Source organism: Leclercia sp. GLN_9 (assembly GCF_043105735.1).
In the GTDB taxonomy this organism is placed as follows: domain Bacteria; phylum Pseudomonadota; class Gammaproteobacteria; order Enterobacterales; family Enterobacteriaceae; genus Enterobacter; species Enterobacter adecarboxylatus.
In genome coordinates this window covers 1-20,509 of the sequence record NZ_JBICLV010000034.1, presented here as the reverse complement: position 1 = coordinate 20,509, position 20,509 = coordinate 1, and the positions used below count along the sequence as shown (strand labels likewise).

Below are 20,509 nucleotides of genomic sequence, written 5' to 3'. Positions count from 1 at the left end.
GCGCTATGGTAAGACGCAATTACCTTCCAAAAGGACTGAGCCATGACACTACACTGCGCATTTATTGGATTTGGCAAGAGCACGACCCGCTATCACCTTCCGTACGTTCTCACCCGTAAAGCCAGCTGGCATGTCGCGCACATCTTCCGTCGCCACCCGAAACCGGAAGAGCAGGCCCCGCAGTACTCCCATATCCATTTCACCAGCGATCTCGACGAGGTGTTGAACGACCCCGAGGTCAAGCTGGTGATCGTCTGCACCCACGCCGACAGCCATTTTGAGTACGCGAAACGCGCCCTGGAAGCCGGGAAAAACGTGCTGGTGGAAAAACCCTTCACCCCGACGATGGCCGAAGCGAAAACGCTGTTCGAACTGGCACGCAGTAAAGGGCTGACCGTCAGTCCGTATCAGAACCGTCGCTTTGATACCTGCTTCCTGACCGCGAAACAGGCCATTGAGAGCGGCAAGCTGGGCGAGATCGTCGAGATCGAAAGCCACTTCGATTACTACCGCCCGGTGGCAGAGACCAAACCCGGCCTGCCGCAGGATGGCTCGTTCTATGGCCTGGGTGTCCACACCATGGATCAGATCATCTCCCTGTTTGGCCGCCCGGATCACGTGGCCTACGACATCCGCAGCCTGCGCAATAAAGCCAACCCGGACGATACCTTCGAAGCTCAGCTGTTCTACGGTGACCTGAAAGCCATCGTCAAAACCAGCCATCTGGTGAAAACCGACTACCCAAAATTCATTGTTCACGGCACCAAAGGCTCGTTCATCAAGTACGGCATCGACCAGCAGGAGACCAGCCTGAAGGCCAACATCATGCCGGGCGAGCCAGGGTTTGCGGCGGATGATTCCGTGGGCGTGCTGGAGTACGTTAACGATGCGGGCGTAACGGTGAAAGAGGAGATCAAACCGGAGGTCGGCGACTACGGTCGCGTCTACGATGCGCTGTATGAGACCCTGACAAAAGGTACCCCTAATTACGTCAAGGAAATTGAAGTGATGACCAACCTGGAAATCCTTGAGCGGGGCTTTGAACAGGCCTCACCTGCCACAGTAACCCTTGCCAGATAAGCCTGAACGACTCCTTTGTTCTTGTTCAGATATTTTGAACAGAGGAGTCAATTTTCACCCTCTATGATCCCAGGTCGATTGCGTCCACACTTACTTCATCGAAACGAACTGAGGGTAAAAACAATGATCTTCTTACGCAAAGCAAACGACCGCGGTCACGCAAATCATGGTTGGCTGGACTCATGGCATAGCTTCTCGTTTGCCGATTATTATGACCCGAACTTTATGGGTTTCTCGGCACTGCGCGTGATTAATGATGACGTGATTGATGCAGGCCAGGGTTTTGGTACCCACCCGCATAAAGACATGGAAATCCTGACCTATGTACTGGAAGGCGCCGTTGAGCACCAGGACAGCATGGGGAACAAAGAGCAGGTTCCGGCGGGTGAGTTCCAGATTATGACGGCGGGTACCGGGGTGCGTCACTCCGAATACAACCCAAGCAAAACCGACCGTCTGCGTCTGTACCAGATCTGGATCATTCCAGAAGAAAAAGGCATCACCCCGCGCTACGAGCAACGTCGTTTTGACGCCGAGCAGGGTAAACAGCTGGTACTGTCACCGGATGCCCGTGACGGCTCGCTGAAAGTGCATCAGGACATGGAGCTTTACCGCTGGGCGCTGGCGAAAGACGAGCAGTCTGTGCATCAGATCGCCGCTAACCGCAAAGTGTGGATTCAGGTGGTAAAAGGCGACGTGACCATTAACGGCACCAAAGCGACCACCAGCGATGGTCTGGCAATCTGGGATGAGCAGGCTATCTCTGTGCATGCCGACAGCGCCGCTGAAATTCTGCTGTTCGACCTGCCGCCGGTCTAAATCTTAAATTAATGTCCAGCCTTCCCTTATGACAGGGGAAGGTTGGTCTTTGTCCGTGATAAACTGAGGGAATCTATCACTACCGGTTTCTCTCAGGACGATGAAAAAGAAAAGACCCGTACTTCAGGATGTAGCCGATCGCGTCGGTGTGACTAAAATGACGGTCAGCCGTTTTTTACGTAACCCGGAACAGGTTTCCGTGGCCTTACGTGGCAAGATTGCCGCTGCTCTCGATGAACTGGGTTATATCCCTAACCGCGCACCCGATATTCTCTCCAATGCGACCAGCCGTGCGGTAGGTGTCCTGCTTCCCTCCTTAACCAACCAGGTCTTCGCGGAAGTGCTCCGCGGCATCGAAAGCGTCACCGACGCCTTCGGCTATCAGACCATGCTTGCGCACTACGGGTACAAACCGGAACTGGAAGAAGAACGTCTGGAGTCCATGCTTTCCTGGAACATTGACGGCCTGATCCTGACTGAACGCACCCATACCGCGCGCACGCTGAAGATGATCGAGGTGGCGGGTATTCCGGTGGTGGAGCTGATGGACAGCCAGTCTCCCTGTCTCGATATCGCCGTCGGGTTCGATAACTTTGAAGCCGCAAGGCAGATGACGGCGGCCATCATCGCCCGCGGTCATCGTCATATTGCCTATCTTGGCGCACGTCTGGATGAACGTACTATCATCAAACAGAAGGGATACGAGCAGGCGATGCTCGACGCCAACTTAACGCCCTACAGTGTGATGGTCGAGCAGTCCTCTTCCTACACCTCCGGTATTGAGCTGATGCGTCAGGCCCGTCGCGAGTACCCGCAGCTTGATGGCATTTTCTGTACCAACGATGACCTCGCGGTCGGCGCCGCCTTTGAATGCCAGCGTCTGGGGCTTGCTATCCCGGGCGATATGGCGATTGCCGGTTTCCACGGACACGACATTGGTCAGGTCATGGAACCGCGCCTGGCGAGCGTTCTCACCCCGCGTGAGCGCATGGGCCGTATCGGTGCAGAACGCCTGCTGGCGCGCATTCGTGGTGAGACGGTGACCCCTAAGATGTTAGATTTAGGTTTCACATTGTCACCGGGTGGATCGATTTAACCTGACAAGTTTGAACTAGCTCACACTTATTCATTTCTCACACGTTTGGATGTTGCTTCTCGTCAGCCCCGGCAGGACAATGTTACCGATAACTGTTACCCGTAACAATTCACTGAGGGACATACCTTGAGCACCACTAATCCAGATCACCACGTTTATGTCCTGATGGGCGTTTCCGGTAGCGGTAAATCTGCCGTTGCCAGCGAAGTGGCGCATCAAATCCATGCCGCGTTTCTTGATGGCGACTTTCTCCATCCGCGCAGCAATATCAACAAGATGGCTTCTGGTGAGCCGCTGAACGACGACGATCGTAAGCCGTGGTTACAGGCACTGAATGATGCCGCGTTTGCCATGCAGCGCACCAACAAAGTGTCCCTGATCGTCTGCTCCGCGTTGAAAAAGACCTACCGCGACCAGTTGCGTGAAGGTAACGCTAATCTCTCCTTCATCTACCTGAAGGGCGATTTCGACGTGATCGAAACCCGTCTGAAAGCGCGTAAAGGGCATTTCTTCAAAACCCAGATGCTGGTGACGCAGTTCGAAACTTTGCAGGAACCGGGTGCGGATGAAAGTGATGTACTGGTGGTCGATATCGATCAGCCACTGGACGGTGTTGTTGCAAGCACCATTGAGGTCATTAACAAAAGGCAGTAAGTTTTGAGTACGTTAACGCTTGTTTTAACAGCAGTCGGCTCCGTGCTGTTGCTGCTGTTTTTGGTAATGAAGGCCCGCATGCACGCCTTCGTTGCCTTGATGGTGGTTTCTATTGGTGCAGGTCTCTTTTCTGGAATGCCGCTCGACAAAATCGCCGCGACCATGGAAAAGGGGATGGGAGGCACGCTGGGCTTCCTGGCGATTGTCGTCGCACTGGGCGCGATGTTTGGCAAGATCCTGCATGAAACTGGCGCGGTCGATCAGATCGCCGTCAAAATGCTGAAATCCTTCGGCCACAGCCGGGCGCACTATGCGATTGGTCTGGCCGGTCTGATCTGTGCGTTGCCGCTGTTCTTTGAGGTGGCGGTCGTCTTGCTGATTAGCGTGGCCTTCTCCATGGCCCGCCATACCGGCACCAATCTCGTGAAGCTGGTTATTCCGCTGTTTGCGGGTGTAGCAGCCGCTGCCGCGTTCCTGCTGCCGGGGCCTGCGCCAATGCTGCTGGCCTCGCAGATGCACGCTGACTTCGGCTGGATGATCCTGATCGGTCTGTGCGCCGCGATACCGGGAATGCTGATTGCCGGTCCGCTATGGGGCAATTTCATCAGCCGTTACGTTGAGCTTCATATTCCTGACGACATCACCGAGCCGCATCTGGGCGAGAGCAAAATGCCGTCGTTCGGCTTCAGCCTCGCGCTGATCCTGCTGCCGCTGGTGCTGGTGGGGCTGAAAACCATTGCCGCGCGCTTTGTGCCTGAAGGCTCCACGGCGTACGAATGGTTTGAATTTATCGGCCACCCGTTCACGGCGATCCTGGTGGCGTGCCTGGTGGCCATTTACGGCCTGGCGATGCGCCAGGGCATGGCGAAAGACCGGGTGATGGAGATCTGCGGTCACGCGCTGCAACCGGCAGGCATTATTCTGCTGGTGATCGGTGCGGGCGGGGTATTCAAGCAGGTACTGGTCGATTCCGGTGTCGGTCCGGCGCTGGGCAGTGCCCTGACCGGGATGGGCTTGCCAATTGCCGTCACCTGTTTTGTGCTGGCGGCAGCGGTGCGTATCATTCAAGGTTCTGCGACCGTGGCCTGTTTAACCGCCGTGGGGCTGGTGATGCCGGTGATTGAACAGCTGAATTACTCCGGTGCGCAGATGGCTGCATTGTCTATCTGTATCGCGGGTGGTTCGATTGTAGTGTCACACGTTAACGATGCGGGCTTCTGGCTGTTCGGTAAATTTACCGGGGCGACGGAAGCGCAAACCCTGAAGACCTGGACGATGATGGAAACCATCCTCGGCACCACCGGGGCGATTGTCGGGATGATTGCGTTTTCGCTGCTGAGCTGATGCTCTTTTCTCCCTCTCCCGGTGGGAGAGGGTATCAGGCCGCAGAGTGTGTATGTTTGTCGTGCGGTGGCTTCGCCTTACCTGACCGACAAAACTTAAAAAGGCAACTTACGTTGCCTTTTTACTTTTACCTAGCCCTTCATCCACGCCCTAATCCCATCCAGGAACATCTGGGTCGCCATCATCACCAGAATCAATCCCATCAACCGCTCCAGGGCATTAACCCCTTTCTCGCCCAGCAGGCGTAAAAACAGCGATGACTGCAGCAGGATGATAAAGGTCCCGCCCCAGGCAATCAGCAGCGCGATCACCAGATGGCTCATCTGATTCGGGTACTGATGCGACAGCAACATCAGCGTCGCCAGGATCGTCGGCCCGGCGACCAGAGGAATAGCCAGCGGCACAATAAAAGGTTCTTCACCCGCAGGCAGGCCGCTGCTGCTACCTTCGCTGCTCGGGAAAATCATTTTGATGGCAATCAGGAACAAAATAATCCCGCCGGAAATAGAGACCGTTTCAGCACGCAAGTTCAGGAAGGCGAGGATTTTCTCGCCGGCGAACAGAAAGATAAACATCACCAGCAGGGCGATAAGCAGCTCGCGGATCATGATTGCCCGACGGCGCTTCGGCTCGGTGTGCTTCAGCACCGACATAAAAATAGGCAGGTTTCCGAGTGGATCCATAATTAGGATCAATAAAACCGCTGCGGAAATGATTTCACTCATTGTAAATTATCCCTGATACTTGTGTGGTTGCTTCGATGATTAGCGCTTTTTCTGATAGCCGGGCAATCATCGATTAATTTCGCTTGCGACTTTGGCTGCATTTTGTAATGTGAAGCATATCCCAGTTCAATACTGGCTTGCATAAACAGCACACACCCTCTGCAGGAAAAAAAAGCTATGAAAAACGTTGGTTTTATCGGTTGGCGCGGTATGGTCGGCTCTGTACTCATGCAACGCATGGTTGAAGAGCGCGATTTCGACGCTATCCGCCCGGTCTTCTTCTCCACTTCCCAGCTCGGCCAGGCTGCACCGTCCTTTGGGGGTACCACAGGCACGTTGCAGGATGCGTTTGATCTGGAAGCGTTGAAGGCACTGGACATTATTGTCACCTGCCAGGGCGGCGATTATACCAACGAAATTTATCCAAAGCTTCGTGAAAGCGGCTGGCAGGGCTACTGGATTGACGCGGCCTCTTCGCTGCGCATGAAAGACGACGCGATCATTATTCTTGACCCGGTTAACCAGGACGTCATCACCGACGGCCTGAACAACGGCGTAAAAACCTTCGTTGGCGGTAACTGTACAGTCAGCCTGATGCTGATGTCGCTGGGCGGCCTGTTTGCCCAGGATCTGGTGGAGTGGGTATCTGTTGCGACCTATCAGGCGGCATCCGGTGGCGGCGCGCGCCATATGCGCGAGCTGCTGACCCAGATGGGCCAGTTGCATCACAGCGTTGCCGATGAGCTGGCTAACCCGGCATCCGCGATTCTCGATATCGAGCGTAAAGTCACTCAGCTGACCCGCAGCGGCGAGCTGCCAGTGGATAACTTCGGCGTACCGCTGGCCGGTGGCCTGATCCCGTGGATCGACAAACAGCTGGACAACGGCCAGACCCGCGAAGAGTGGAAAGGCCAGGCCGAGACCAACAAAATCCTGCGTACCTCTTCCGTGATCCCGGTTGACGGCCTGTGCGTGCGCATCGGCGCACTGCGCTGCCACAGTCAGGCATTCACCATTAAACTGAAAAAAGATGTGTCTATTCCGACAGTGGAAGAACTGCTCGCGTCTCACAACCCGTGGGCGAAAGTGGTGCCAAACGATCGCGACATCACCATGCGCGAGCTGACCCCGGCTGCGGTCACCGGCACATTATCTACCCCTGTTGGACGCCTGCGTAAACTAAATATGGGGCCGGAATACCTTTCCGCCTTTACCGTCGGGGACCAGCTTCTGTGGGGCGCCGCTGAGCCGCTGCGCAGAATGCTACGTCAACTGGCGTAATAAATACTTAAGACTAAGGGGTGATTTATCACCCCTTTTTTTGCGTACTAAAGGACGAAAACGCAAATGATTCATTATTTTTCGGGAGTCATATAAAGCGTTGGCTATGCTTTATGCGGGATGTCACATATTCCGCCTGGAGGTTGGATGGAACAGAGAGGATGCACAAGGTGCTGTTCCGTTCAGGTCACATTAAGGTCGTACCCGCTGCGCGACAGGGGCGGCAACTAGAAAAACAGGATGAATACCATGTCCGTTCGTATTGATAGAGACGTGATTAATGCGCTTATTGCGGGTCACTTTGCGGATCCATTTTCTGTACTTGGCATGCACCGCACTGAAGCCGGACTGGAAGTCCGTGCATTGCTACCTGACGCGACTGAAGTGTGGGTAATCGAACCCAAAACCGGGCGCAAGGTCGGTAAACTCGAATGTATTGATTCACGCGGCTTCTTCGCTGGCGTGATGGCCCGCCGCAAAAATGTCTTCCGTTATCAGCTCGCTGTTATCTGGCATGGTCAGCAGAACCTGATCGACGATCCCTATCGCTTTGGTCCGCTGCTGCAGGAGATGGATGCCTGGCTGCTGTCCGAAGGTACGCACCTGCGCCCTTATGAAACGCTCGGCGCCCATGCCGACACCATGGATGGCGTTACCGGCACCCGCTTTACCGTCTGGGCGCCGAATGCCCGTCGTGTGTCAGTGGTGGGGCAGTTCAACTACTGGGATGGCCGACGCCACCCGATGCGCCTGCGTCGTGAGACCGGCATCTGGGAGCTGTTTATCCCCGGCGCGCACAACGGCCAGCTCTACAAATACGAGCTGATTGATGCCCATGGCAAGCTGCGTATCAAAGCCGACCCGTATGCTTTCGAAGCGCAAATGCGCCCGGAAACCGCGTCATTGATTTGCGGCCTGCCGGAGAAAGTCGCCCAGAGCGAAGAGCGTATCCGGGCCAACGAGTTCGATATGCCGATCTCCATTTATGAAGTCCATCTTGGCTCCTGGCGTCGTCATACCGAGAACAACTTCTGGCTCAGCTACCGGGAGCTGGCCGACCAGCTAATCCCGTATGTGAAATGGATGGGCTTTACCCATCTGGAGCTGCTGCCGATTAACGAACACCCGTTTGACGGCAGCTGGGGCTATCAGCCGACCGGCATGTATGCCCCGACCCGCCGCTTCGGCACCCGCGATGACTTCCGCTACTTTATCAATGCCGCACACGCCGCCGGGCTGAACGTGATCCTCGACTGGGTGCCAGGCCACTTCCCGTCCGATGATTTTAGCCTGGCCGAGTTTGACGGCACCAACCTGTATGAGCACAGCGATCCGCGCGAAGGCTACCATCAGGACTGGAATACCCTGATCTACAACTATGGCCGCCGGGAAGTGACCAACTATCTGGTGGGCAACGCGCTCTACTGGATCGAACGTTTCGGCATTGATGCCCTGCGTGTGGATGCCGTCGCCTCGATGATCTACCGCGACTACAGCCGCAAAGAGGGGGAGTGGATCCCTAACGAATTCGGCGGCCGGGAAAACCTGGAAGCGATCGAGTTCCTGCGCAACACCAACCGCATTCTCGGGGAGCAGACTCCGGGCGCGGTGACAATGGCGGAAGAGTCCACGGACTTCCCGGGCGTCTCGCGTCCACCGTCGATGGGCGGCCTCGGCTTCTGGTACAAGTGGAACCTCGGCTGGATGCACGACACCCTGGATTACATGAAGCTGGATCCGGTGCATCGCCAGTATCACCACAACAAACTGACTTTCGGCATGCTCTACAACGGCACCGAAAACTTTGTCCTGCCGCTCTCCCACGACGAAGTGGTTCACGGCAAAAAATCGATTCTCGACCGCATGCCGGGCGACGCATGGCAGAAGTTTGCCAACCTGCGCGCCTACTACGGCTGGATGTTCGCCTTCCCGGGCAAAAAACTGCTGTTCATGGGCAACGAGTTCGCCCAGGGCCGCGAATGGAACCACGATTCGAGCCTCGACTGGAACCTGCTGGAAGGGGGCGACAACTGGCACCACGGCGTTCAGCGTCTCGTGCGCGACCTTAACCATACCTATCGTCACCACAAGGCCCTGCACGAGCTGGACTTTGATGATTACGGCTTTGAGTGGCTGGTGGTGGATGACCACGAACGCTCGGTGCTGATCTTTGTCCGTCGTGACAAGGTGGGCAACGAAATCATTGTCGCCAGCAACTTCACCCCGGTGACACGCCATCACTACCGTTTCGGCATCAATCAGCCGGGCAAATGGCGCGAGGTGCTCAATACCGACTCCATGCATTACCACGGCAGCAATGCGGGCAATGGCGGGCTGGTACAGAGCGATGAACACGAAAGCCATGGCCGACCTAACTCCCTGAGCCTCACTCTGCCGCCGCTCTCTACGATCTGGCTGGTTCGGGAGGGGGAATGACGCAACTCGCTGCAGGTAACCCGGCACCGCTCGGCGCAAGCTACGACGGCAAAGGGGTGAATTTCACCCTCTTTTCGGCGAATGCGGATCGGGTTGAACTCTGCGTGTTTGACGGTAAAGGCATTGAACACCGCTACGATCTGGTGGCCCGTACTGGCGATATATGGCATGGCTACCTCGAGCATGCCCGGCCCGGCACACACTATGGCTTTCGGGTGCATGGTGCGTGGGATCCGGCAAAAGGGCTGTTCTTTAATCCGGCTAAGCTGCTGCTCGACCCCTGTGCGCATCAGGTTGAGGGCACGCTGAACGATGATGTGCTGCTGCATGCCGGCAAAGCCACGCCCGATCACCGCGACAGTGCGGCGGTGGCACCCAGAAGCGTGGTGGTCAGCGACGATCGTTACGACTGGGAAGAGGACACGGCCCCTGCTACCCCCTGGGGCAAAACCGTTATCTATGAAGCCCACGTTAAAGGGCTGACGTGGCTGCACCCTGGCATACCCGAGGCGATCCGCGGCACCTACAGGGCGCTCGGACACCCGGTGATGATTGCTTACTTTAAGCACCTCGGTATCACCGCCCTGGAGTTATTACCGGTGGCGCATTTTGCCTCCGAGCCACGTCTGCAGCGCCTCGGTCTTAGCAACTACTGGGGCTATAACCCGATGGCGATGTTTGCCCTCGATCCGCGCTATGCCTCGGATCCTGAGCGGGCGCGGGATGAGTTTCGTGATGCGGTGAAGGCGCTGCACGAAGCGGGCATTGAGGTCATTCTGGATATCGTGCTTAACCACAGCGCTGAACTGGATCTGGAAGGCCCAACGTTCTCCCTGCGCGGAATTGATAACCCTAGCTATTATTGGTTAAGGGAAGATGGCGATTACCACAACTGGACTGGCTGTGGTAACACCCTCAATCTCAGCCACCCGGCGGTGGTGCAGTACGCGTATGAATGCCTGAAATATTGGGTGGAAACGTTCCACATAGACGGCTTTCGTTTTGACCTGGCGTCCGTGATTGGACGCACACCGGAATACAGCCAGCAGGCACCGCTGTTTGAGGCCATTAAAAACTGCCCGCTGCTCTCAGGGGTGAAGCTGATCGCGGAGCCATGGGACATCGGCCCTGGCGGCTATCAGGTGGGAAATTTCCCGCCGCCGTTTGCCGAGTGGAACGACCACTATCGTGATACCGCGCGTCGCTTCTGGCTGGCCCGCGATATGTCACTCGGCCAGTTTGCCGGGCGCTTTGCCGCTTCCAGCGATCTGTTCAAGCGCAACGGGCGTCTGCCCTCTGCGTCGATCAACCTGGTCACGGCGCACGACGGTTTTACCCTGCGTGACTGCGTTTGTTTCAATCAGAAACACAATGAAGCCAATGGCGAAGAAAATCGTGACGGTACCTTCAATAACCATAGCTTTAACCATGGTGTAGAAGGATTAAGTGGCAATCTGGATGTGATTGAGCGGCGCCGCGCCAGCGTGCACGCACTGCTCACCACGCTGCTTTTGTCGCAAGGAACGCCGATGTTGCTGGCAGGCGATGAACATGGCCACAGCCAGCACGGCAACAACAATGCCTATTGCCAGGACAACCCGTTAACCTGGCTGGACTGGCAACAGGCAAACAGTGGATTAGTGGACTTTACCGCTGCGCTAATCCATCTGCGTCAGCAGATCCCGGCCCTCACCCTCAATGAATGGTGGGAAGAGGGCGACGGCAATGTTTGCTGGCTGAATAAAAGGGCGCAACCGTTGGAAGCGCGTGAGTGGCAAAGCGGCGTGCCGTGCCTGCAAATCCTGCTTTCGGATCGCTGGCTTATCACGCTTAACGCCACAGATGAGGTTGTTGAAATTACGTTACCCCAAGGGGAGTGGCGGGCTATCCCCCCATTTGCCGGAGAGGATAATCCGGTCGTTATGACTGCCTGGCATGGGCCTGCGCACGGTGTATGTGTATTCCAGAGATGATAATAAAAGGAGTTGATCATGGTTAGGTTAGATAAGAACGACCCTCTAATGTTGGCGCGTCAGCTGCCATTGAAGTCTGTTGCCCTGATTCTTGCTGGTGGCCGCGGTACCCGATTAAAAGATTTAACGATTAAGCGCGCCAAGCCCGCCGTCCACTTCGGTGGGAAATTCCGTATTATCGATTTTGCCCTGTCAAACTGCCTGAATTCAGGCATTCGCCGTATTGGCGTGATCACTCAGTACCAGTCACACACGCTGGTGCAGCATATCCAGCGTGGCTGGTCGTTCTTCAGTGAGGAAATGAACGAATTCGTCGACCTGTTACCTGCACAACAGCGCGTACACGGCGAAAACTGGTATCGCGGCACTGCCGATGCGGTAACACAAAACCTGGATATTATTCGTCGTTACGACGCCGAGTACGTGGTGATCCTCGCCGGGGACCACATCTACAAGCAGGACTACTCGCGCATGCTCATCGACCACGTCGAAAAAGGGGCGCGCTGCACCGTGGCCTGTATGCCTGTGCCCGTTGCTGAGGCGACGGCCTTTGGCGTGATGGCGGTAGATGAAAACGACAAAGTGATCGATTTCGTTGAAAAACCGGCGAACCCGCCTTCAATGCCGGGGGATGACACCAAAGCGCTGGCCAGTATGGGGATCTATGTCTTTGATGCAGATTACCTTTACCAGCTGCTGGAAGAAGACGACAAGGATGAGCAATCCAGCCACGACTTCGGCAAAGATATCATCCCGAAAATCACCAAATCTGGCATGGCCTATGCACATCCGTTCCCACTGTCCTGCGTGCAGTCCGATCCTAATTCAGAACCCTACTGGCGCGATGTCGGCACCCTGGAGGCATACTGGAAGGCGAACCTCGATCTGGCATCAGTGACGCCCGAACTGGACATGTACGACCACAACTGGCCGATCCGTACCCATATGGAATCGCTGCCGCCAGCGAAATTTGTCCAGGACCGCTCCGGCAGCCACGGCATGACGCTGAACTCGCTGGTTTCTGGCGGGTGCATCATCTCTGGCTCGGTGGTGGTGCAGTCGGTGCTGTTCCCGCGCGTGCGGGTGAACTCCTTCTGCAACATTGATTCGTCAGTATTGTTACCCGACGTCTGGGTTGGCCGCTCGTGCCGCCTGCGTCGTTGCGTTATCGACCGTGCCTGCGTCATCCCGGAAGGCATGGTAATTGGAGAAAACGCGGAAGAGGACGCGCGCCGTTTCTACCGCTCAGAAGAAGGCATCGTGCTGGTTACGCGTGAAATGCTGCGTAAACTGCAGATCAAACAGGAGCGATGATGCAGGTTTTACACGTTTGTTCTGAGATGTTCCCGCTGCTGAAAACCGGCGGGTTGGCGGATGTGATTGGGGCGCTACCGGCGGCGCAAATTGCCGGTGGCGTTGATACTCGCGTGCTGTTACCCGCTTTTCCCGATATTCGTCGCGGCATCCCTGACGCCCAGATCGTCAGCCGCCGCGAAACCTTTGCCGGGCGCATCACATTACTCTTTGGTCATTACAACGGCGTGGGCATCTATCTCATCGATGCCCCACATCTGTATGACCGCCCAGGGAGTCCTTACCACGACACTAACCTGTTTGCCTATACCGATAACGTGCTGCGTTTCGCGCTGCTCGGCTGGGTCGGGGCGGAGATGGCCTCCGGCCTGGATCCGTTCTGGCGCCCGGACGTGGTGCATGCCCACGACTGGCACGCCGGGCTGGCACCGGCGTATCTGGCGGCGCGTGGCCATCCGGCGAAGTCGGTCTTTACCGTACACAACCTGGCGTATCAGGGGCTGTATTTAGCCAAACACATGGATGAAATCGAACTGCCATGGTCGTTCTTTAATATCCATGGGCTGGAGTTTAACGGGCAGATTTCGTTCCTGAAGGCCGGGCTGTACTACGCCGATCACATCACCGCCGTCAGCCCGACCTACGCGCGGGAGATCACCGAGCCGCAGTTTGGCTACGGCATGGAAGGGCTGCTCGCACAACGCCAGCGCGAAGGGCGACTGTCGGGCATTCTCAACGGCGTGGATGAAAAAATCTGGAGCCCGGAGTCGGATCTGCTGCTGACCGCGCGCTACAACCGTGATTCCGTGGAAGATAAGGCTGAGAACAAACGTCAGCTGCAAATCGCCATGGGGCTGAAGGTCAACGAAAAGGTGCCGCTGTTCGCCGTGGTGAGCCGGTTGACCAGCCAGAAAGGGCTGGATTTGGTGCTTGAAGCGCTGCCGGGCCTGCTGGAGCAGGGTGGACAGCTGGCGCTGCTGGGTGCAGGCGATCCGGTATTGCAGGAGGGCTTCCTCGCCGCCGCCGCCGAACATCCGGGTCAGGTTGGGGTACAGATTGGCTATCACGAAGCGTTTTCGCACCGCATCATGGCGGGTGCCGACGTTATCCTGGTGCCAAGCCGTTTTGAGCCATGCGGTTTAACCCAACTGTATGGCCTGAAGTACGGCACGTTGCCTCTGGTGCGTCGTACCGGTGGGCTGGCGGATACGGTATCTGACACCTCGCTGGAGAATCTGGCAGACGGCATCGCCAGCGGTTTTGTCTTTGAAGACAGTAATGCCTGGTCGTTATTGCGTGCGATTCGTCGTGCCTTCGTGTTGTGGTCTCGTCCATCGTTGTGGCGTTTTGTTCAGCGCCAGGCAATGGCCATGGATTTTAGCTGGCAAGTTGCGGCGCAGTCCTACCGCGATCTTTATCAACGCTTGATGTAACAATCCTGGAATCAGAGATATGAATGCACCTTTTTCCTATGCGTCTCCCACGGTAAGCATTGAGGCGTTAAAGCACTCCATCGCTTACAAGCTGATGTTCACCATCGGCAAAGATCCGGTGATTGCCAACAAACATGAGTGGCTCAACGCCACGCTGTTTGCCGTGCGCGATCGGCTGGTGGAACGCTGGCTGCGCTCTAACCGCGCCCAGCTCTCACAGGAGACCCGTCAGGTTTACTATCTGTCGATGGAGTTTTTGATTGGTCGCACCCTCTCCAATGCGCTGTTGTCGCTGGGTATCTATGACGACGTAAAAACCGCACTGGAAGAGATGGGGCTGGATTTAGAAGAGCTGATTGACGAAGAGAACGACCCCGGCTTAGGTAACGGCGGTCTTGGCCGCCTGGCGGCCTGCTTCCTCGATTCGCTGGCAACGCTCGCCCTGCCGGGACGTGGCTACGGTATTCGCTACGATTACGGCATGTTTAAACAGAATATCGTCGATGGACGGCAGAAAGAGTCCCCGGACTACTGGCTGGAGTACGGCAACCCGTGGGAGTTCAAACGCCACAACACCCGCTATAAAGTCCGCTTTGGCGGCCGTATTCAGCAGGAAGGCAAAAAGAGCCGCTGGGTCGAAACCGAAGAGATTCTGGCCGTGGCTTATGACCAGATCATCCCCGGCTACGACACTGACGCGACCAACACGCTGCGCCTGTGGAATGCCCAGGCGAGTAGCGAGATTAACCTCGGTAAATTCAATCAGGGCGACTACTTCGCGGCGGTGGAAGACAAAAACCACTCCGAGAACGTCTCCCGTGTGTTGTACCCGGATGACTCTACTTATTCCGGGCGCGAGCTGCGTCTGCGTCAGGAGTACTTCCTGGTCTCCGCGACTATCCAGGATATCCTGAACCGCCATTACCAGCTGCATAAAACCTACGCTAACCTGGCGGCAAAAACCGCCATCCACCTCAACGACACCCACCCGGTGCTGTCGATCCCGGAGCTGATGCGCCTGCTGATCGACGAACATAAGTTCAGCTGGGACGAGGCGTTTGAGGTAACCTGCCAGGTCTTCTCTTACACCAACCACACGTTGATGAGCGAAGCGCTGGAAACCTGGCCAGTGGACATGCTCGGCAAAATCCTGCCGCGCCACCTGCAGATCATTTTTGAGATCAACGACTACTTCCTGAAAACCGTGCAGGAGCAGTACCCGCACGACACCGGCTTGCTAAGCCGTACCTCGATCATTGATGAATCCAATGGCCGCCGGGTGCGCATGGCGTGGCTGGCGGTCGTGATCAGCCACAAGGTCAATGGCGTGTCAGAGCTGCACTCCAACCTGATGGTGCAGTCGCTGTTCGCCGACTTTGCGAAGATCTTCCCGATGCGTTTCTGCAACGTGACCAATGGGGTCACGCCGCGCCGCTGGCTGGCGCTGGCAAACCAGCCGCTCTCCGACGTACTCGACGAGAACATTGGCCGCAACTGGCGTACCGATTTAAGCCAGCTGAGCGAGCTTGAACAGCACGCCGATTTCCCGACGGTGAACAAAGCGGTGCGTGATGCCAAGCTGCTGAACAAAAAGAGGCTGGCGGTGTGGATGGCGCTGCACCTGAACGTGGTCGCCAACCCGAAAGCGCTGTTCGATGTGCAGATCAAACGTATCCATGAGTACAAGCGTCAGCTGATGAACGTGCTGCACGTGATCACCCGCTACAACCGCATTAAGGCCGAACCTGATGCCGACTGGGTACCGCGAGTGAACATCTTTGCCGGTAAGGCCGCCTCGGCCTACTACATGGCGAAGCACATCATTCACCTGATCAACGACGTGGCGAAGGTGATCAACAACGATCCGCAGATTGGTGACAAGCTGAAGGTCGTCTTTATCCCGAACTACAGCGTGAGTCTGGCCCAGCTGATCATTCCGGCGGCCGATCTCTCCGAGCAGATCTCCACCGCGGGCACCGAAGCGTCCGGCACCAGTAACATGAAGTTTGCCCTGAACGGCGCGCTGACCATCGGCACGCTGGATGGCGCAAATGTCGAGATGCTGGAGCACGTGGGCGAAGAGAATATCTTCATCTTTGGTAACACCACGGAAGAGGTCGAGGCGCTGCGCGCCAAAGGCTACTCGCCGCGTGACTATTACGAGCAGGATGAAGAGTTGCGCCAGGTGCTGACGCAGATCGCCACCGGGGTCTTCAACCCGGATGAGCCTGGCCGCTACCGCGACCTGGTGGACTCGCTGATTAACTTCGGCGACCATTACCAGGTGCTGGCAGACTACCGCAGCTATGTGGATTGTCAGGATAGGGTCGATGAGCTGTACCGCAAGCCGGAAGAGTGGACCACTAAAGCGATGCACAACATCGCCAACATGGGCTATTTCTCATCCGACCGCACCATCAAAGAGTATGCCGATACCATCTGGCATATCGATCCGGTGAAACTGTAAAAGCAAAACGGCGACCTCAGGGTCGCCGTTTTTGTATTTGCTCTCTCTCACACGGGGAGGGCATTACGCCTGCTCGTTAACATGATTCACGACGCCAGCGACAGCTCCCGCTTTCCCGTATGCTGGGCCAGCCACTGCGCCACGCGGGACACTTGCTCCGCATTCAGCCACATCCCCTCTTTGGTGCGACGCCACAGCGCATCGTCGGCGCGGCGAACCCATTCGTGGTCGGCTAAATAACGTAACTCCGCCTCGTAAAACTCGTGACCAAAATGCTCGCCCAGATCGGTAAGATCTTTCGCGTCACCCAGGATCACCTCACTGTTGCTGCCGTAGGTACGGGCAAAATGACGGGCCATGGATTCGCTGATAAACGGATAGCGACGGCGCAGTTTGGCCGCGTAGTCATCGCGGTTACCGTCGATATCACCGCCAGGCAGCACCGCGCCTTTGGTCCACGCCGGGCCAATACCTTTATAGTACGGCGCCAGTTTTTCCATCGCATGCTCCGCCAGCTTGCGATAGGTGGTGAGCTTGCCGCCAAACACCGACAGCAGCGGCGCTTTGCCGTGGTCATCGTGAATATCGAGGGTGTAATCACGGGTAATGGCCTGCGGTGAATCAGACTCGTCATCGCACAGTGGACGCACCCCGGAGTAGCTCCAGACCACATCGTCACGCACCAGCGACTTTTTGAAGTGCGCGTTATACACATTCAACAGATAGCTGATTTCGCTCTCGTCGATCTCGACGTTTTTCGGATCGCCTTTGTATTCCACGTCCGTGGTGCCAATGATGGAGAACTCATCCATCCACGGGATCACAAACACGATGCGCTTGTCTTCGTTTTGCAGGATATAGGCCTGCTTCTGGGTATGTACCCGCGGCACCACGATGTGGCTGCCTTTAATCAGGCGGATGCCATAAGGCGATGGCAGTTGCATGCCCTGGTCGAAGAACTGCTTCACCCATGGGCCGGTAGCGTTCACCAGACCGCGCGCCTGCCAGCTGAAACGCTCGCCGGTATCGATGTCTTCTGCCTCGACGATCCACAGTCCGTTTTTCCGGCGAGCGGAGATCGCGCGGGTGCGGGTTTTCACCTCGCCGCCTTTGCGTTCAACCATTTGCGCGTTAGCGAGCACCAGGCGGGCATCATCCACCCAACAGTCGGAATATTCGAATCCGCGCACGATTTCAGGCTTAAGCACCGAGTCTGCGCCAAAACGCACACCCGCAGAGGCGGGCAGACTGGTACGTTTACCCAGGTGATCGTACATAAACAGACCAATGCGGATCATCCACGCCGGACGCAGATGCGGGCGGTGTGGCAGACGAAAACGCATTGGCGTAGCGATATGGGGAGCCATCTTCAGCAACACTTCACGCTCGGCCAGCGCCTCACTGACCAGGCGGAACTCGTAGTGTTCCAGATAACGCAGGCCACCGTGGATCAGCTTAGAGCTGGCGGAGGAGGTGGCACAGGCGAGATCCTGCGCTTCCAGCATCAGGACAGATAATCCGCGGCCGGCAGCGTCCGCCGCAATGCCCGCCCCGTTGATTCCGCCACCGATGACAATCAGATCTTTGGTTTCCATTGTATCCTCACGCACTTTCGTTAAAGCTCAAAAATGTTCGATATCGCTCATATTAGCAAAGGAAATGGATTTTAGTAACATCAAAAAAACAATTTTGAGTGATACAGCTAACATAATGGCGTTTACCCGCCGCCAGGACGTACACTACCCAGTAAAATAGTGTGGTCTGATGCCTTACCAATCCTCGCCCACGGGGCGAGGGGCACAGGCTGCACTGCACCTGAACAAACAACAGAGATCACCATGGAACAATTTGAATGCATTAACGTAGAAGAAGCCCACCAGAAGATGCACCAGGGGCTGGCGGTGCTGGTGGATATTCGCGATCCGCAAAGCTTCGCGATGGGCCATACGCCGGGCGCGTTTCACCTGACCAACGCTTCCCTGAGTGAGTTTATGCGTGATAACGATTTCGAGACCCCGGTGATGGTGATGTGCTATCACGGCAATAGCAGCAAAGGCGCAGCGCAATACCTGCTGCAACAGGGCTTTGAAGCGGTCTACAGCGTGGACGGTGGATTCGATGCCTGGCACCGCCATTTCCCGGCAGAAGTCGAGCATGCGGGCATTTAGGGTATATACTGTCCCCTTTTGTGTGGAATAAGCGACTGCCGCCGATGCTGATGATTACCTCTTTTACCAACCCGCGCGTCGCCCAGGCGTTCGTCGACTACATGGCGACGCAGGGTGTTATCCTCACCATTCAACAACATACCCAGACCGACGTCTGGCTGGCCGATGAGAGCCAGGCTTCCCGGGTCAACGCCGAGCTGGCGCGTTTTCTGGAAAACCCCGGTGATGCGCGCTATCTGGCGGCGAGCTGGCAGGCGGGCCATACCGGCAGCGGGCTACGCTACCAGCGCTTTCCTTTTCTGGCGACCGTGCGAGAACGCGCCGGGCCGTTTACCCTGGGACTCATGGCGGCCTGCATTCTGGTCTTCATTCTGATGAGTGTGGTGGGCGATCAGCAGATCATGCTGCTGCTGGCCTGGCCGTATGACGCCTCCGTTGAGTTCGAGTTCTGGCGCTACTTCACCCACGCGCTGATGCACTTCTCGTTCCTGCATATCCTCTTTAACCTGCTGTGGTGGTGGTATCTCGGCGGGGCGGTAGAGAAGCGGCTCGGCAGCGGCAAGCTCATCGTGCTCACCCTGATCAGCGCGCTGCTCAGCGGCTTTATCCAGCATAAATTTGGCGGCCCGTGGTTTGGTGGCCTCTCCGGCGTGGTCTACGCGCTGATGGGCTATGTCTGGCTGCGCGGCGAGCGCGATCCGCAGAGCGGCATCTACCTGCAACGCGGTTTAATGACCTTTGCATTAATCTGGATTATCGCCGGATGGTTTGATCTGTTTGGCATGGCGATTGCCAACGGCGCACACGTGGCCGGGCTGGCGGTCGGGCTGGCGATGGCGTTTGCCGATACGCTAAATGCGCGAAAACGAACATAATTCTGGCAGGGAACACTGATGAAACAAACACAACGCCATGACGCCATTATTGATCTGGTGAAAAAGCAGGGATACGTCAGTACCGAAGAGCTGGTGGAGCAGTTTGCCGTCAGCCCACAGACCATCCGTCGTGACCTCAACGATCTGGCCGATCAGAACCGCATTCTGCGCCACCACGGCGGCGCGGCGCTGCCGTCCAGCTCGGTGAATACGCCCTGGCATGACCGTAAGGCGACGCAGACCTCTGAGAAAGAGCGTATCGCCCGCAAGGTGGCGAGCCAGATCCCTAACGGCGCGACGCTGTTTATCGACATCGGCACCACGCCGGAAGCCGTGGCCCATGCCCTGCTGAACCATGAGAACCTGCGCGTCGTCACCAACAACCTGAACGTTGCCACCACCCTGATGCAGAAAGAGGATTTCCGCATTATCCTGGCAGGCGGCGAGCTGCGCAGCCGCGACGGCGGTATTATTGGCGAAGCGACGCTCGACTTTATTTCCCAGTTCCGCCTCGACTTCGGCATCCTCGGCATCAGCGGCATTGATACCGACGGCTCACTGCTGGAGTTTGATTATCACGAAGTCCGCACCAAGCGGGCGATTATCGAGAACTCGCGCCACGTCATGCTGGTGGTGGATCACTCCAAGTTTGGGCGTAACGCGATGGTGAATATGGGTAGCATCAGCATGGTGAACGCCATCTATACCGATGTGATGCCGCCTGAAGGGGTGTTAAAGGTGATTCGTGATCATAAGTTGCAGTTAGAGCTGTGCTGATGGCATTGCCTTATGGCGCGGTAAAAGCAGAGCGGCAATCAGGGTTGTAATGCTAGTGAGTTAAGCC

Annotated in this window: 16 protein-coding genes; 14 read left to right on the top strand and 2 right to left on the bottom strand. The window is 56.5% G+C overall.

Going from position 1 to position 20,509, the window contains the following annotated elements; genetic code table 11:
* The first annotated feature begins 42 nt into the window (after positions 1 to 42).
* The 5 genes from ACF8PE_RS19985 to gntU all read left to right on the top strand — a co-directional run bounded on the left by ACF8PE_RS19985 (position 43) and on the right by gntU (position 4,993).
* Complete coding sequence (locus ACF8PE_RS19985) at positions 43 to 1,080, top strand: oxidoreductase (RefSeq protein WP_392495207.1); 1,038 nt, start codon at positions 43 to 45, stop codon at positions 1,078 to 1,080.
* 123 nt (positions 1,081 to 1,203) lie between these two features.
* Positions 1,204 to 1,899 (top strand): pirin family protein, encoded by a 696-nt coding sequence (locus tag ACF8PE_RS19980; RefSeq protein WP_032614891.1) that lies wholly within the window; start codon positions 1,204 to 1,206, stop codon positions 1,897 to 1,899.
* A gap of 100 nt (positions 1,900 to 1,999) precedes the next feature.
* On the top strand, positions 2,000 to 2,995 hold the full coding sequence (gntR, locus tag ACF8PE_RS19975) for a gluconate operon transcriptional repressor GntR (RefSeq protein WP_032614889.1): 996 nt from the start codon (positions 2,000 to 2,002) through the stop codon (positions 2,993 to 2,995).
* Positions 2,996 to 3,121: 126 nt separating this feature from the next.
* The gene (gene gntK / locus ACF8PE_RS19970; protein ID WP_032614887.1) at positions 3,122 to 3,649 is read left to right on the top strand and encodes a gluconokinase; all 528 of its coding nucleotides are present in this window, start codon (positions 3,122 to 3,124) and stop codon (positions 3,647 to 3,649) included.
* 3 nt (positions 3,650 to 3,652) lie between these two features.
* Positions 3,653 to 4,993 carry a gluconate transporter gene (gene gntU, locus ACF8PE_RS19965; RefSeq protein WP_032614885.1) on the top strand — a complete coding sequence of 447 codons (1,341 nt, stop codon included), beginning with the start codon at positions 3,653 to 3,655 and terminating at the stop codon, positions 4,991 to 4,993.
* A 131-nt stretch (positions 4,994 to 5,124) separates the two neighbouring features.
* Here the strand turns inward: gntU and ACF8PE_RS19960 are convergent, their stop codons facing one another.
* Positions 5,125 to 5,718, bottom strand: a complete 594-nt coding sequence (locus ACF8PE_RS19960) for a YhgN family NAAT transporter (protein ID WP_032614883.1) — start codon at positions 5,716 to 5,718, stop codon at positions 5,125 to 5,127.
* 177 nt (positions 5,719 to 5,895) lie between these two features.
* On the opposite strand from ACF8PE_RS19960, the gene asd reads away from it, so the two are divergent.
* From asd to glgP, 6 genes are all read left to right on the top strand, one after another.
* Complete coding sequence (gene asd, locus ACF8PE_RS19955; protein ID WP_032614877.1) at positions 5,896 to 6,999, top strand: aspartate-semialdehyde dehydrogenase; 1,104 nt, start codon at positions 5,896 to 5,898, stop codon at positions 6,997 to 6,999.
* A gap of 249 nt (positions 7,000 to 7,248) precedes the next feature.
* On the top strand, positions 7,249 to 9,435 hold the full coding sequence (glgB, locus tag ACF8PE_RS19950) for a 1,4-alpha-glucan branching enzyme (protein WP_059307036.1): 2,187 nt from the start codon (positions 7,249 to 7,251) through the stop codon (positions 9,433 to 9,435).
* Positions 9,432 to 11,408, top strand: a complete 1,977-nt coding sequence (gene glgX / locus ACF8PE_RS19945) for a glycogen debranching protein GlgX (RefSeq protein WP_392495206.1) — start codon at positions 9,432 to 9,434, stop codon at positions 11,406 to 11,408. The genes glgB and glgX overlap by 4 nt, the downstream gene beginning before the upstream one ends.
* Before the next feature lie 18 nt (positions 11,409 to 11,426).
* Positions 11,427 to 12,722: a glucose-1-phosphate adenylyltransferase gene (glgC, locus tag ACF8PE_RS19940; RefSeq protein WP_032614870.1), complete on the top strand. Its 1,296-nt coding sequence runs from the start codon at positions 11,427 to 11,429 to the stop codon at positions 12,720 to 12,722.
* Complete coding sequence (glgA, locus tag ACF8PE_RS19935; RefSeq protein WP_032614868.1) at positions 12,722 to 14,155, top strand: glycogen synthase GlgA; 1,434 nt, start codon at positions 12,722 to 12,724, stop codon at positions 14,153 to 14,155. Before glgC ends, glgA begins: the two co-directional genes overlap by 1 nt.
* Before the next feature lie 19 nt (positions 14,156 to 14,174).
* Entirely contained in the window at positions 14,175 to 16,622 is a 2,448-nt protein-coding gene (glgP, locus tag ACF8PE_RS19930) for a glycogen phosphorylase (RefSeq protein ID WP_032614866.1), read from the top strand.
* 86 nt (positions 16,623 to 16,708) lie between these two features.
* On the opposite strand, the gene glpD is transcribed toward glgP, so the two are convergent.
* On the bottom strand, positions 16,709 to 18,217 hold the full coding sequence (gene glpD, locus ACF8PE_RS19925; RefSeq protein ID WP_144884138.1) for a glycerol-3-phosphate dehydrogenase: 1,509 nt from the start codon (positions 18,215 to 18,217) through the stop codon (positions 16,709 to 16,711).
* A gap of 243 nt (positions 18,218 to 18,460) precedes the next feature.
* Here glpD and glpE point away from each other — a divergent pair, with 243 nt between their 5' ends.
* The 3 genes from glpE to ACF8PE_RS19910 are packed head-to-tail and all read left to right on the top strand — an operon-like array spanning position 18,461 to position 20,442.
* The gene (gene glpE / locus ACF8PE_RS19920; RefSeq protein ID WP_032614862.1) at positions 18,461 to 18,790 is read left to right on the top strand and encodes a thiosulfate sulfurtransferase GlpE; all 330 of its coding nucleotides are present in this window, start codon (positions 18,461 to 18,463) and stop codon (positions 18,788 to 18,790) included.
* A gap of 44 nt (positions 18,791 to 18,834) precedes the next feature.
* Entirely contained in the window at positions 18,835 to 19,665 is an 831-nt protein-coding gene (glpG, locus tag ACF8PE_RS19915; protein ID WP_077227707.1) for a rhomboid family intramembrane serine protease GlpG, read from the top strand.
* A gap of 18 nt (positions 19,666 to 19,683) precedes the next feature.
* Positions 19,684 to 20,442, top strand: a complete 759-nt coding sequence (locus ACF8PE_RS19910) for a DeoR/GlpR family transcriptional regulator (protein WP_032614859.1) — start codon at positions 19,684 to 19,686, stop codon at positions 20,440 to 20,442.
* Positions 20,443 to 20,509 lie beyond the last annotated feature (67 nt).

Excerpts from the sequence above, each read along its gene's own strand:
- glgB (WP_059307036.1), top strand. The coding sequence starts at position 7,249 with ATGTCCGTTCGTATTGATAGAGACGTGATTAATGCGCTTATTGCGGGT.
- glgC (WP_032614870.1), top strand. The coding sequence starts at position 11,427 with ATGGTTAGGTTAGATAAGAACGACCCTCTAATGTTGGCGCGTCAGCTG.
- glgX (WP_392495206.1), top strand. The coding sequence starts at position 9,432 with ATGACGCAACTCGCTGCAGGTAACCCGGCACCGCTCGGCGCAAGCTAC.
- ACF8PE_RS19980 (WP_032614891.1), top strand. The coding sequence starts at position 1,204 with ATGATCTTCTTACGCAAAGCAAACGACCGCGGTCACGCAAATCATGGT.
- glgP (WP_032614866.1), top strand. The coding sequence starts at position 14,175 with ATGAATGCACCTTTTTCCTATGCGTCTCCCACGGTAAGCATTGAGGCG.
- glpD (WP_144884138.1), bottom strand. The coding sequence starts at position 18,217 with ATGGAAACCAAAGATCTGATTGTCATCGGTGGCGGAATCAACGGGGCG.
- glpE (WP_032614862.1), top strand. The coding sequence starts at position 18,461 with ATGGAACAATTTGAATGCATTAACGTAGAAGAAGCCCACCAGAAGATG.
- ACF8PE_RS19960 (WP_032614883.1), bottom strand. The coding sequence starts at position 5,718 with ATGAGTGAAATCATTTCCGCAGCGGTTTTATTGATCCTAATTATGGAT.
- glgA (WP_032614868.1), top strand. The coding sequence starts at position 12,722 with ATGCAGGTTTTACACGTTTGTTCTGAGATGTTCCCGCTGCTGAAAACC.
- gntR (WP_032614889.1), top strand. The coding sequence starts at position 2,000 with ATGAAAAAGAAAAGACCCGTACTTCAGGATGTAGCCGATCGCGTCGGT.
- ACF8PE_RS19985 (WP_392495207.1), top strand. The coding sequence starts at position 43 with ATGACACTACACTGCGCATTTATTGGATTTGGCAAGAGCACGACCCGC.
- asd (WP_032614877.1), top strand. The coding sequence starts at position 5,896 with ATGAAAAACGTTGGTTTTATCGGTTGGCGCGGTATGGTCGGCTCTGTA.
- glpG (WP_077227707.1), top strand. The coding sequence starts at position 18,835 with ATGCTGATGATTACCTCTTTTACCAACCCGCGCGTCGCCCAGGCGTTC.
- ACF8PE_RS19910 (WP_032614859.1), top strand. The coding sequence starts at position 19,684 with ATGAAACAAACACAACGCCATGACGCCATTATTGATCTGGTGAAAAAG.